This window comes from Mycobacterium sp. PO1 (genome assembly GCF_017312405.1).
GTDB lineage: Bacteria > Actinomycetota > Actinomycetes > Mycobacteriales > Mycobacteriaceae > Mycobacterium.
In genome coordinates this window covers 90,622-103,695 of record NZ_BLTG01000018.1, presented here as the reverse complement: position 1 = coordinate 103,695, position 13,074 = coordinate 90,622, and the positions used below count along the sequence as shown (strand labels likewise).

Annotated in this window: 9 protein-coding genes and 1 pseudogene; 4 read left to right on the top strand and 6 right to left on the bottom strand. The window is 67.4% G+C overall.

Annotated features, from left to right (window positions below; genetic code table 11):
- Positions 1-31: 31 nt before the first annotated feature.
- From speB to J3476_RS08210, 3 genes are read left to right on the top strand one after another with little or no spacing between them, the layout of a single operon-like run.
- Positions 32-988: an agmatinase gene (gene speB / locus J3476_RS08220; protein ID WP_207065997.1), complete on the top strand. Its 957-nt coding sequence runs from the start codon at positions 32-34 to the stop codon at positions 986-988.
- Positions 985-2,556 (top strand): thiamine pyrophosphate-binding protein, encoded by a 1,572-nt coding sequence (locus tag J3476_RS08215; RefSeq protein ID WP_207065996.1) that lies wholly within the window; start codon positions 985-987, stop codon positions 2,554-2,556. Before speB ends, J3476_RS08215 begins: the two co-directional genes overlap by 4 nt.
- Before the next feature lie 18 nt (positions 2,557-2,574).
- Positions 2,575-4,041, top strand: coding sequence for a sodium:solute symporter (locus J3476_RS08210; protein WP_207065995.1), 1,467 nt, complete (start codon positions 2,575-2,577; stop codon positions 4,039-4,041).
- Here J3476_RS08210 and J3476_RS08205 read toward each other — a convergent pair.
- Positions 4,024-4,800 (bottom strand): acyl-CoA thioesterase II, encoded by a 777-nt coding sequence (locus tag J3476_RS08205; protein ID WP_207065994.1) that lies wholly within the window; start codon positions 4,798-4,800, stop codon positions 4,024-4,026. The genes J3476_RS08210 and J3476_RS08205 overlap by 18 nt on opposite strands.
- 194 nt (positions 4,801-4,994) lie before the next feature.
- Entirely contained in the window at positions 4,995-5,387 is a 393-nt protein-coding gene (locus tag J3476_RS08200) for a hypothetical protein (RefSeq protein WP_207065993.1), read from the bottom strand.
- A gap of 168 nt (positions 5,388-5,555) precedes the next feature.
- On the opposite strand from J3476_RS08200, the gene J3476_RS08195 reads away from it, so the two are divergent.
- Positions 5,556-7,565: an Ig-like domain-containing protein gene (locus J3476_RS08195; protein WP_207065992.1), complete on the top strand. Its 2,010-nt coding sequence runs from the start codon at positions 5,556-5,558 to the stop codon at positions 7,563-7,565.
- Here the strand turns inward: J3476_RS08195 and J3476_RS08190 are convergent.
- The 4 genes and pseudogenes from J3476_RS08190 to J3476_RS08180 all read right to left on the bottom strand — a co-directional run bounded on the left by J3476_RS08190 (position 7,562) and on the right by J3476_RS08180 (position 13,064).
- Complete coding sequence (locus J3476_RS08190) at positions 7,562-9,025, bottom strand: HNH endonuclease signature motif containing protein (RefSeq protein ID WP_207065991.1); 1,464 nt, start codon at positions 9,023-9,025, stop codon at positions 7,562-7,564. The genes J3476_RS08195 and J3476_RS08190 overlap by 4 nt on opposite strands.
- Positions 9,026-9,162: 137 nt before the next feature.
- Positions 9,163-9,996 (bottom strand): cyclopropane-fatty-acyl-phospholipid synthase family protein, encoded by an 834-nt coding sequence (locus J3476_RS27875; protein WP_373889042.1) that lies wholly within the window; start codon positions 9,994-9,996, stop codon positions 9,163-9,165.
- A 93-nt stretch (positions 9,997-10,089) separates the two neighbouring features.
- Positions 10,090-10,704 (bottom strand): annotated as a pseudogene (locus J3476_RS27870) (class I SAM-dependent methyltransferase); the annotation flags it as partial.
- Between the two features lie 383 nt (positions 10,705-11,087).
- On the bottom strand, positions 11,088-13,064 hold the full coding sequence (locus tag J3476_RS08180) for a PQQ-dependent sugar dehydrogenase (protein ID WP_286182750.1): 1,977 nt from the start codon (positions 13,062-13,064) through the stop codon (positions 11,088-11,090).
- Between the last annotated feature and the right edge of the window lie 10 nt (positions 13,065-13,074).

Below are 13,074 nucleotides of genomic sequence, written 5' to 3'. Positions count from 1 at the left end.
TGTTTTCGGCCGTGGCGTGCTATCACTGAGCATGGCCACGAGTCCCCCACGCGGCCCGGTCGACGCAACGCAGGTACCTCGCTTCGCCGGTCCACCGACGTTCGCCAGGCTGCCGCGCCTCGACGAAGTGACCCGCGCCGACGTCGCCGTGGTCGGTATCCCGTTCGACTCCGGGGTCTCCTACCGGCCCGGCGCCCGGTTCGGGCCGTCGCACATCCGGGCGTCGTCGAAGCTGTTACGCACCTATCACCCGCCGCTGGACGTCGAGCCGTTCGCGGCTCAGCAGGTGGTCGACGCCGGCGACATCGCGGTGAACCCATTCGACATCGCCGATGCCATCACCGCCATCGAACGCGCCTCCGACGAACTACGCAGTGGCGGGTCGAAGTTGGTGACCTTGGGCGGTGACCATACGATCGCGCTGCCGCTGCTGCGCTCCTTGCACCGGGAGCACGGACCGATCGCGGTTCTGCACTTCGATGCGCACCTCGACACGTGGGACACGTACTTCGGGGCGCCGTTCACCCACGGCACCCCGTTCCGTCGCGCCAGCGAGGAGGGGTTGCTGGATCCCGAACACTGCCTGCATGTCGGCATCCGTGGCCCGCTCTACGCGCCGACCGATCTGTCCGACGACAAGGTGCTCGGTTTTCAGGTGCTCAGCTGCGACGACTTCCAGCTGCAGGGTCTGGCGACGATGATCGAGCGGATGCGCGACCGTATCGGTGAGGCGCCGGTGTATGTCTCGGTGGACATCGACGTCCTCGACCCGGCTCATGCGCCGGGCACCGGCACCCCGGAGGCCGGCGGGCTGACCAGCCGCGAGCTGTTGCACTGCCTGCGAAACCTCAAGGGCGTCAACATCGTCGGCGCCGACATCGTGGAAGTCGCTCCCGCCTATGACCATGCTGAGATCACCGGCATCGCCGCAGCCCACGTCGGCTACGAGCTGCTGTCGGTGCTGGCCGCCAACCGGGCCGGACCGTGAACCGCAACGGGGGAGCGGCGGTAGTCGAAACGCTGGCCGCCCACGGCGTCGACACCGTGTTCGGCATTCCCGGCACCCACAACCTCGAGCTGTACCGGCATCTCTCGAAGAACGGCATCCGCGCGATCACCCCGCGTCACGAGCAGGGTGCCGGATACGCCGCCGGCGCCTACTCCTGGGTCACCGGCCGTCCCGGGGTGGTGGTCACCACCAGCGGACCCGGCCTGACCAACGCGATGACCGCAGCCGCTACCGCGTACGCGGAATCGCAACCGCTGCTGGTGATATCGCCGGGTATGCCGACCGGCACCGAGGGCCGAGACCTGGGCCAGCTGCACGAAGCCAAGAACACCAGCGCCGCGATGGATCAACTGGTGCAGTGGAGTCGCCGGGTCCGCAGCAGCGACGAGGCTGCCGACGCCGTCGCCGACGCGTTCGCCGGGTTCGCCGCGGCGCGCCCCCGCCCGGTGCACATCGAGATCCCGGTCGACGTGCTCGAACAGCCCTGGACCGGTGCGCCGCGCACACCCGTCGACGTCACCCTGCCCCCGGCCGACGCGGCATCCGTCTCCAGAGCCGCCGACGTTCTCAGCAAGGCCGATCGGCCGCTCGTCATCGCCGGCGGGGGAGCGGTCGATGCGCAGGCCGAGGTGACCGCGCTGGCCGAGCGGCTCGGTGCGCCGGTGGCGACCACGGTCAACGGCAAAGGTGTTGTCGCCGAATCGCACCCGTTGTCCGTGGGCGCGTCGATTCGATTACCCGCCCTGCAGGAGGCGGCCGCCGACAGCGACGGCCTGCTGCTGATCGGCACCGAACTGGGTGACTCGGATCTGTGGGGCGGCCAGATCCGGGGCCGCACCGTCATTCGCTGTGACATCGACGCAGCCCAGCTGCACAAGAACTGCCCGGCCGACCACGTCCTGCTCGGCGACGCGCGCGCCACCGTGCGCGCGCTGCTGGGCGAACTTCCCGACGACGCGGCCCCGGACAGCGGCCGTGCGGCCACGCTGCGAGCCCGCTGCCGTGACGAGGCCCTGCCGGATGCCGGCATTCATGCCGACATCAACACCGCACTGCGCCAAGCACTTCCAGTCGACAGCGTCCTCGCCGGGGACAGCTCTCAGGTCACCTACTTCGGGTCCGTGCATTTCTTCGACATGCCCGCGCCACGCCGATTCTGCTACTCGCCCGGCTTCGCCACCCTCGGCTACGGACTGCCGGCCGGCCTGGGAGCATCGATCGCGCTGCCCGGCACACCGGTGGCGGTCCTCCTCGGTGACGGCGCCATGATGTTCGCCGTCCAGGAACTGGCCACCCTGGTGCAGCACCAGCTGCCGGTGCCGGTCGTCGTCGTCGACAGCGGTGGCTACCAGGAGATCCTGGACCAGGAACGCAGCCGCGACATGACCCCGATCGGTGTGGAGCTCAACAGTCCCGACTTCGCGGCACTGGCGGTCGCGATGGGCGCCCGCGGCGAGCGGACCACCTCGGTCGCCGACCTCCCCGACCTGATCACCTCGGCCCTCGGCGCAGCGGGACCGACCGTCATTCACTTCGACATCCGCTGACATCGGAGAGGAGCGACCATGGACATCGCGGTCGTCGTCATCTACCTGCTCGGCATGATCGCGTTCGGCTTCTGGGGTCGCCAGCGCGCCAAGACCGAGTCCGACTTCCTGGTCGCCGGTCGCCGGCTCGGTCCGCTGCTGTACTCCGGCACGATGGCCGCGGTGGTGCTCGGCGGCGCCTCCACCATCGGCGGCGTCGGTCTGGGCTACGAGTACGGGATCTCCGGCATGTGGCTGGTGGTCGCGATCGGCGTCGGGATCATCGCGTTGAGCCTGCTGTTCGCCGGGCGGATCCAACGGCTGCGGGTTTACACCGTCAGCCAGATGCTCGAACTGCGCTACGGTCCGGGCTCCAGCGTGCTGTCCGGGGTGGTGATGTGGGGTTACACCCTGATGCTGTCGGTGACGTCGACCATCGCCTACGGCACGATCTTCAGCGCGTTGTTCGACATCGGCCGCGTCCCGGCAATTCTGATCGGCGGCGGAGTGGTGATCGTCTACTCCACGCTGGGCGGGATGTGGTCGATCACGCTGACCGACTTCGTCCAGTTCCTGATCCAGACGGTCGGCATCTTCTTCATCCTGCTTCCGATCGTGCTGTCGAAAGTGGGCGGCTTCTCCGGGTTGGCTGACGCGGTGCCCGACGACGCGCTGTCTCTGACGGCGATCGGCGGCGAGACCATCCTGACCTACTTCGTCATCTACTCCTTCGGTCTGCTTATCGGACAGGACATCTGGCAGCGGGTCTTCACCGCCCGTAGCCCCGGGGTGGCGCGGTGGGCCGGCACAGCGGCCGGGGTGTACTGCCTCGCGTACGGGGTGGCGGGCGCGGTGGTCGGCACCGCGGCCCAGGCGTTATTACCGGCGCTGGACAACCGCGATGACGCGTTCGCCGAGCTCGTCTCCCTGCAATTGCCCGCGGTGCTGGCCGGTCTGGTGCTGGCAGCGGCCCTGGCCGCGGTGATGTCGACGTCCAGCGGTGCGCTGATCGCCACCGCGACGGTGTTCCGGCACAGCATCGTCGCGCGGCTGCTCAGGCAGACACCGAACGACGAGGACGACGACGAAGTGGGCAGCAACCGCTACTACGTGTTGGGCTTCGGTCTGGTGATGGTGGCGATCTCCTGCATCCTGCTGGATGTGGTGGCGGCGTTGACGGTCGCCTACGCGATCCTTGTCGGCGGTCTGCTGGTCCCGATCCTGGGTGGCTTGCTGTGGCGGCGTGGCACCAATGTCGGCGCGGTGGCGGCGATGGCGGTCGGCACCGTCGCGACGCTCGCCACGATGATCGTGCTGGGCGACATCTACGCCAACGAACCGATCTACGTGGGTCTGGGGTCCGGGCTGTTGGTGTTCGTCATCGGGAGTCTCCTCAGCACGCCCACCTCCGAGGAGGTGCTCGCCGAGTGGGACCGCCGCAGCGCCGGGAAGGGAAAGGTCAACCGCGACTCCGAGCAAGCTCCGGCTTCACAGCCGCCACAGTGACTCCTGCGCGACGCTGGCGACCAGGGTCCCGTCCTCGCCGATGATCGAGCCGCGTGCCAGCCCGCGGGCGTCGTTGTGGCTGATGGCCTCCGCGTCGTAGAGATGCCACTGCTGCGGGTCGAAGGGCCGGTGCAGCCACAGCGCGTGGTCGAGACTGGCTGCCCCGCCGCCGGGCAACTCCTCCCCGGGTGGCCGGGCGGTCGGCACCAAACCCACATCGGAGATGAAGGTCAGCGCACAAGCCCGCACCAGCGGGTCGTCCTCGATGAGGTCGCGGCTGCGGAACCACATCGGCTGAATAGGCCAGTTGTCCACCACGGTCTTCGTGGACCGGATCTCGAAGTGGTCGGCCCACTGCTCGGGAAGCGGGTTGGCCAATGTCGCGTCCGCCAAAGCGATGCTCGGCGAGCCGGGGCGTTGCCAGTCGGTGGTCGTCTCGGCCCGGTGGAACGAGGCGAGCATCTCGAAGATCGGCACATCTTCCTGGCTGGCGGTGATCCGGCGGGTGTTGAACGACTTCCCGTCGCGGGTCAACTCGACGACGTACTCGACGTCGACGCCGACTTTGCCGCCCTTGATGAAGTAGGCGTGCAGTGACTGAGGCAGCCGGTCTGGCTCCACCGTCGCCCCGGCCGCGGCGAGCGCCTGGGCTGCAATCAGGCCACCGAAGAGTCGGCCACCAGCACCGAACGTCGCGGTGCTGCGGAAGGTCTGGCCTTCACCGTCGAGTCGTACCAGGTCGGCGATCCAGCTCGGCATGGCCCTCCATCGATGATGTGCTTAGTTGACACATGTTAAACATCGGGGGTGGGCGGCGATCAGCGCGGGGGTATCACCGTCGTTTTGGTCATTCGGCTTTGCTCGGCTAACTGCAGGGCTAACCTCGGGCCCAGTGGGAGGGGGTCCCCATGGTCGTGCAGCAACATGTCGGGTGGGTCGCCGGGGTGGCGGTCTCAGCCGGTGTCGGCGCCGCGGTACTTCTCGGCGGAGCCGGATCCGCCGCGGCGGACAGTGCCGGCACTGACGCCGCCGCAGCCGACAGCGTTGCCGCGGACAGTGCAGCGGCACGGAACGATGAGTCCGCCGCGGGCAGCGCGGCGGGCGCCCACCCTGACGAACCCGGCACCGATGAACCGGACGCGACGGACGACGACGCGTTCGAGGACGACGGCCTCGGTGACGGCGACTTCGGTGACGTCGACGTCGGTCATGACCGTCTTGGTGACGACGACATCGGTGACGACGACATCGACGATGGCGGCCCCGACGATGACGGTTTGGGCGACGAAGACCGTGTACACGGCGATGTGGGCCTCGACGACGTCGACGCTGACGAGACCAACCACTCTTCGGCCGTCGGCACCGGCGACGGGGACGGGGACGCTGTCACTCGTGACGCTGTCACCCTTCGGGATGGCGCTGAGCCGGCCGGAAGGCCGGTCTCGGAAGAACCGGTCGATGGGGACAGCGTTGACCGGCTTCCCCCGCAGGCGCAGCTCATAGGCTCAGCTTCGGTGGCGGTACGGCGCGAACCCGCCCGGGTTGGCGAGGGCATCGCCGAACCCGCCCTCGCCGAGGTTTCCAACGCCGCACCCGTGGTCACCACCTCCGTGGAAGACCCCGACCCTCTCACCGGCGTCACGACCGTCCGGGTGGACGGCCAGGATCCCGACGGCGACGCGCTCACCTACACGGCGGCCCGGCCGAGATTCGGCCGGGTCAGCGGCGACGGGACCGGTGTGTTCACCTACACACCCACCAGCTTTTCGCGCCTGCTGGCCAGATTCCTGCCGTTCGCGCGCTCCGACCGGTTCGTGGTGACGGTCAGCGACGGCCGCGGCGGTGTCGCTGGCTCCACGGTGGCCATTACGGTCGTCCCGCTGAACAGCGCCCCCCGGGCCCGCGGCGTCACCGTCAACGCACCGGTTGCAGGCACCGGTGCCGTGACCGGAAAAGCCAACGCCGTCGACCCGAACTGGGATCGTTTGACCTTCATCGCATCGACCATCGAGACCACCAAAGGTGCTGTCACCGTTCGCAGCAACGGCACGTTCACCTACACCCCGACCGCAGTCGCCCGCCACACCGCCTCGGCGATCGACGCCTCCGTCGGCGACCGCACCGACACGTTCCGCGTGGCCGTCTCCGATGTCTTCGGTGCGGTCACCGAGATTCCGGTGACGGTCACGATCAGCCCGGCCAACGCCGCGCCGACGGGCAACGCCATCGTGAACAATCCCGACGCGGTCAGCGGCGTGGTCACCGGCGTGGTGATCGGCGCCGACGCCGACGGTGACTCCCTGACCTACAGCGGCTCGACCGTCACCACCAAGGGCACGGTCGAGGTCAGCGCGGACGGTGCCATCACATACTCACCCAACGCGATGGCGCGCCTGATAGCAGGATCTGTCTACTCCACCCCGGCACGCAGATCCGACACCTTCGGTGTGACGATCTCCGACGGCCACGGTGGCAGCACGACGGTGACGGTCAGCGTAACGCTCGCACCTGAGGACGAGTCACCCGCCACGGTGCCGCAGTCCACCTTTTGTGGCTGCACGATGATGCCGTCCGACACGATCTACCACGCCGACATCCGTTCATTGACAGCGGTTTCCGAGTCAGATGCGTGGATCGAGCTTCTCGGCGGCAGCCGGGGCGCCACCATGAAAGCGCGATGGGGCGGCGGCGAGTGGATGGGGAGCACCGCAGGCATCCCGGTCAACGTGGTCGGCCCGGACCATCCCACGGAGACAGTCATCTTCAATCGGGGCTACTCGACCACAGGGCCCGGTATCGATGATCGGCCCTATGCGATACCGGACCGTCCGCTGGTCGAGGGGATGCCGTCGTATCCGGCGTGGGACCGCCATCTGTTCGTGTTCCAGGAGGGCACCTGCATTTCGCAGGAGCTGATCAACGTCGCCAATGGAGTGGAGTTGCCGGGCGCCGGTGTCCTCGACATCCTGGGTAACGCTGTCTATCGGTCGATCTGGGGCTCGGCGTGGATCGCCCAGGGCGGTGTGCACTACGACATGAGTTCAGCGCTGTACCCCGAGATCGGGTTCGCCAATGCGGCGAAACTTCCGCAGGTGCCGTTGATGGTGCGGCCCGACGAGATCGAGCGCGGCTACATCGACCACATGCTGGGGATCACGATCGCCAAAGACCTTGGTGCCGGATATGTCTGGCCCGCTCGCGCCGGCGATGGTAGCGGCGTGGACGGTGTGCCGATGGGCATGGTGTTCCGGTTGCGCGAGGATGTCGACCTGAGCGGCTACGCCGAGTCCACCCAGGCGGTGTTGCGCGCATTGCAGGTGCACGGGGCGGTCATCTTCGATTCGGGCGGACCGGGGCAGGACGGGATCACTCTTGCCGGTATGAGCAACGGCTGGGAGGGTATCGATCTCGCCGGCATGCAGCGTGAACTGTCCGCAATTCCGCTGCAGTGGTTCGAGGCCGTCGACGTCACAGGGATTGCCGTCGACCCGGACATCGGGTGGCAGGTGAGCGCACCCGCCTAATTGGCTGGTGGTGGTTGGGGTTGGAAGGGTTCGTACCACCACCAGTCGGCGCGTTCGCCGGTCGGCCCCGTGCAGGGGGCGACCGCCGGTGGCGGTTGTGTGGGTGGACGCGCCAGCGAGGCGTTGGTCAGGACCTGGCCGTCGGCGTCGGTGACCACGAGCTGGTGGGCGGGCCCGGTCAGGGTGATCCCACCGGCGTGGTGCAGCCGGTGATGGTACGGACAGACGAGCACCAGATTCTCCAGCTCGGTGAGCCCACCGTTCTCCCAATGCCGTAGGTGGTGGGCGTGCAGGCCGCGGGTCGCGCCGCAGCCGGGCACCACACAGCAGCGATCCCGATGCTCGAGCGCCCGGCGCAGCCGCCGGTTGACCGTGCGGGTCGAGCGGCCGGCGCCGATCGGGCGTCCGGCGCGTTCGAACCACACCTCACAGGTCGCATCACAGGAAAGGTACTGGCGTTCGGCGTCGGTGAGCAGCGGCCCCAGATGCAGCGCCCCCACCTTCGACTGCGCGTCGACGTGGACGACCACGGTGGTGTGCTGGGCGTGCGGGCGCCGGGCCACCTCGCCGTCCCAGCCGCTCTCGATCAACTCCAGGAACGCATCCACGGTAGTGGGCATCGGCGCACGCGGAGCGCCCTCGGCGTCGCCACCCGGGCCGTCGGTGAGATCAGTGAGGTCGGCGAAGACGTCGGAGACGTCGTCCGAGAAGTCACCACCGACGCCGCCGGCGTCGGGGTCGGTTGTGGCGTCAGCGACGCCATCGAGGTCACTGGTGTCGGCAGGGGACTCGCCATGGCCGCCGTCGGCATCGGGGGTGGGAGCGTCGGGGTCGGCGCTCGAGCCGGTGGCGGCATCGGGCTGCTGGTCGTGGTCGCGTTTCCAGTCCGCGATCAACCCGTCACGCTTGCCGGCCAGGGCAGCATCGACCTTGGCGGCCTCGATCTTGGACACCGTGATCCGATACGTCACCGACTCACCATGATCGGTGCGCGAGATCCCGCGTTCTGGCTGCGGTTTCGGGGCCGCATCGGGGCGCGGCTCCAGGCTGACCGCCTTGCGCAACTGGGTCACCGTCGCCACCGACGCCAACTCCACATAATGATCATCAGAACCATCAGCGGCACGCTCGGCGAGCACCCCGACCTGATCCAACGACAACCGGCCCTCCCGCAACCCGGCCACACACCGCGGAAACTGCCCACCACGCGCCGCCACCGCCGCGATCGTCTTCGCATTACGCGGTGACACCCCGGTCTTCCACGCCACCAACGCCGAGATCGACCGCGCCCCGGTCATCCCGGCCAACCCACCATGATCGATCTCGGCCACGATGTCCACGATCTGCGCATCGATGGCGTTGCGCTGACCGGTCAACTCCGCGATCTGCTCAAACAACTCCGCCAACCGCTCCTTCGGCGACACCTCATCGTCAACCAAAGACGCTGCAGCAGAGGACATGACCCCATCAAAGCAGCACCCACCGACAAAAACGGACGCGCGCAGCCCGCGCTGCACAGACCGAAGGCGCCACCGACAAAAAGAGACGGCCGCCGGCTGCACACTGCAGACCGGCGGCCGTCGTCGACAAACCTGGATCAGGCCGGCTTACGGAACCGCTGAATTCCCCAGGCCAGATGGCCCTGGTCGGCAGCGTCCACCCAATTGCGCAGTCCTACAACCATCTTGTTCAGGTACTCGGCAGAAGACCTCTGCTCGAGCTCGCTGCGGCGCGACTCCAGCTCCTGGCGCACGCGGTCGTAGTGGGTGCGGAGGTTGTGCACCAGATCGATCTGATCGAGCACCTCGAAACCGATGTCCTGCGCAGCTTCCCGGTAGAACCGCATCGAGCCCAAGTCGCGCAGGTTGAGCCGATCGTAGACGGGCTGCAGCACCCCGTCGGGCACGTCATCGGTTTGCATGGGATCGGTGAACACCAGTTCGCCGCCGGGCTTGAGCAGCCGGAAGGCCTCTTCGATCACCTTGCGACGGTCGGGGGCATGTAGGAAGGCATCCTGGGACCAGACGACATCGGCGCTTTCGGCGGGCATCGGCACGTCGTCGAAACTGCCGTGGATGACGTGGATCTGGCGATCCAGCCCGGACTGCCGGTTCTTGGCCCGGTTGTTCGCGTTCTGTGTTTCGGAGATGTTCACACAGGTGACCTTGCAGCCGTGGGCGCTGGCCACTCGACGCGCCGAGCCGCCGTAGCCGGCGCCCAGGTCGACGACCATGGCGTCAGAGCCGAGGTTGGACAGCAGCCCGGCCATCCGGTCCACCGTCTCGACGCCGGCGGCCCCGATGTCGTCGGTGTCCTCGTAACACCCGACGTGGATGTCCTCGCCGCCCCAGATGAGGGAGTAGAAATTGTCCGCGTCGTCGCTGTCGTAATAAGCCTCCGCCTCATCGGCGACGGTGTTCAGATTGTCCACCGATTTTTCGGCGACGTGGACGAAGAAGTCCGGTTCGTTTTCCTGGTAGGTCTCCTGGAAGTCTCCGTAGGTGCGGACCCGCTCGAAGCCGGCCTCCCGAATCAGCCGTCGCACATAGTTTTTCCGCAGCGGGTACATGTTCAGCGTGTATTCCGAGCCGTCCGGGAAGGTGTACTTGAATCGCGCCAGTCCGTCGTCGACGTGCTCGGGTTCGGCGGTGACCTGTTCGCCGCAGTAGTAGTACCTGTGTTTCGACGAGAAGCCGTGGTCGAGCATCTCGTCGTAGTTGCGCTGATCGAGGATCAGGATGCCGTCGTGGCGCAGTGCGGCGTAGAACTCGGCGAGCGCGCGGCGCCGGTCCTGTTCGTCGTGCAGATGGGTGAACGAATTGCCCAGGCAGATGATGGCGTCGTACTTGCCCTGGATGCTCTTGTTCAGCTGGCGCCAATCGGCTTGGACGCTCTTGAGGATCAGCCCGCGCTTCTTGCCGTTCTCGAAGGCCTTGGCCAGCATCGCTGCAGACCCGTCGGCGCTCGTGACGTCGAACCCGGCCTCGGTGAGTCGCACCGAGTGAAAACCGGTTCCGGTGGCGACGTCGACCACGCTCTTCTTGTCGCGGGCACGTAGGACGTCGATGAAGAATCGGCCTTCGGACTGGGCCCGGGCATCCCAGTCGATCAGTTCGTCCCACTTCTCGACGAAGCTCATGACGTATTCGCCTCGGTAGAGATCGGTGTCGCGATCGGCTAGTGGATCGTCACCGTAGTTCTGTTCACGCAACCGCAGTTCTGCATTGTCCTGGGTGGTCGTGGAAGTCATGAGACCTTTCTTTTTCCGTTGCCACGCGCACGCTCTCGGAAAAAGTGGTCGTGCGTGCGCTGATCCTTCAATCACGAGGAATGCGCACGCTATCCGCGGTTTTGGGGGCGAAGTCGTAGCTGCGCCGTTCCCCGCAGAGCAGGGGACGGGCGACTCCCGTCGCACCCACACCGCGGTTCTACTGTAGTTCACAGGGAACTTTTAGCGACCGCTAGGGCCGAATCCGTTGGCCGCCGGCACCTCGACCAGCGACGTCACCGAAAAACTCGTTCTCAGACCAACTCCGCCTCGGCCTCCCCGGCGGGTGCGATGCGCACCAGCGAACCGGGTTGGTACAGGAGCTGGTAGACGTTGCCGTCCGGTCCCTGGGCGAGCACGACGGTCGATCCGGCGTCCGGATCGAACGTCTGCGCGTCCCCGCACGACGTGAACTCCGGCGTGCACGTCAGAACGCGGATCCAGCCTTGGACCAGATCGGCGATGAACACCTTGCCCACGTAGTCGGGGCCGAACGTGTCGCCGTCGTAGACGAGCACCGAGGTGATCGCCGCGCCCCCGCCACGCGGGTAGGTGTAGATCGGGTTGATCGAGTCGCAGTCGTCGCAGACTCCTTCGGCGCCGGGCCACCCGTAATCTCCGCCGGCGGTGATCAGGTTCAGTTCCTCGAACGAGGCCGCACCGACGTCGGCGACCAGCAGCTTGCCGTCCGGTGTGAACGTCAACCGGAACGGGTTGCGCAGACCGTAGGCGTAGATCTGAGGCAGTGCACCGGGAATGGCCGGGTTGTCGGCGGGGGTGCTGCCGTCGGGGTTGAGGCGCAGGATCTTGCCGTGAATGTTCGTCAGGTCCTGCGAGTTGGCGCCGTTACCGTTGTCCCCGACTCCCCAGTACAGCGTGCCGTCGGGTCCGAATCCCAAGGCTCCGCCGTGGTGGTTCACCGCGGAGGACTGACCTGACTGCAGGAGGACGACTTCGGTGCCGGCGGTGTTGCCGACCATTGTCAGCCGGGATAGCTGGTTGCGATTGGCCGAACTGACGTACGAGACATAGAGGTATCCGTTGTCGGCGAAGTCGGGATCGACGGCCAGGCCGCTGATTCCGCGCTCACCGAGCGTGTTGACCGACAGCGTGATCACGGGTTCGTCACGCAGCGTGCCGTTTTCGACAACCTTGATCGTGCCCGCTTTCTCGGCGACGAGAATGCGGCCGTCGGGCAGGAACCGGAAGTCCACCGGGGTGTCGAGTCCGGGAACGACGACAGCGCGCTCGAAACCGATGAACACCGTCTCGGTGGAGCGATGCCCGCTGTTGCCGAGCAGACCGAAACTGACCAGGTTGAGTAGGCCGGCGAGGCCGTGGATGTGCAGACCGCTACGTGCGTCGCTGACCGTGACGTCGAACCTGTCCTGGCCGGCGAACGTGTCGTCGGGGGTGTAGACGAAGCTGCCGTCGGAGTTGATGACGACGCTGCCGTGGGCCGGATCGGTCGCCGTGAAGGTGAGCCTGCTCGAGTCCGGGTCCTCGGGATGAAGCTGGCCCTGGATCGTCCCGTCGACGACGCTGTTCTCGGACGGGTCGTGGTCCAGGGTCGGGGTGTCGTTGTCGAAGAAGCTGTCGATGAGCTCACCCAAGGTGGGCGCTGCGGCGGCAGGAGAGGCGTCGTCGGGGGCCGCGGACTGCGCAGCGCTCGTGTCGGCACGGTTCGAGGCCATCGCGGTCGCCTCGTCGAGGAATTCGGTTTCCGGCGCTGCGATCTCAGCCACCTCAACTGCCGCATCTGTCTCGGCCTCCTCGGTGGTGGCGGCCTCAGCCGCCGCGTCAGCCTCAGCCGCCGCGTCAGCCTCAGCCGCCGCGTCAGCCTCGGCCGCCGCCTCTGCCTCGGCTTGGGCCTCTGCAGCCGCCTCAGCCTCTGCCTCTGCCTCTGCCTCTGCCTCGGCCGCCGCCGCAGCCTCTGCTTGGGCCTCCGCCTCAACCTCGGCCTCCGTGGCCTCGGCCTCGGATTCCTCCGACGTCACGCTGCCCTGCTCCGCGCCTGAAGACTCCGGGGCGGTCGACGACCCGCTTGCCGACGTCGTCTCCGACGTGACCGACGCCGAACCCGACTCCGACGTCTCCGCCGACGCCAACCCCGGCCCCGCCAGCACCGCTGCGCCGACCCCGAGGGCGAACGCCAGTCCGCCGACCCGTCCGATGTGCCGGCTGGGCCCGGCCGTCGGCCGCGCCTCCCGTGTGATGGCTGATCCCCCCATGTCGCCTCCC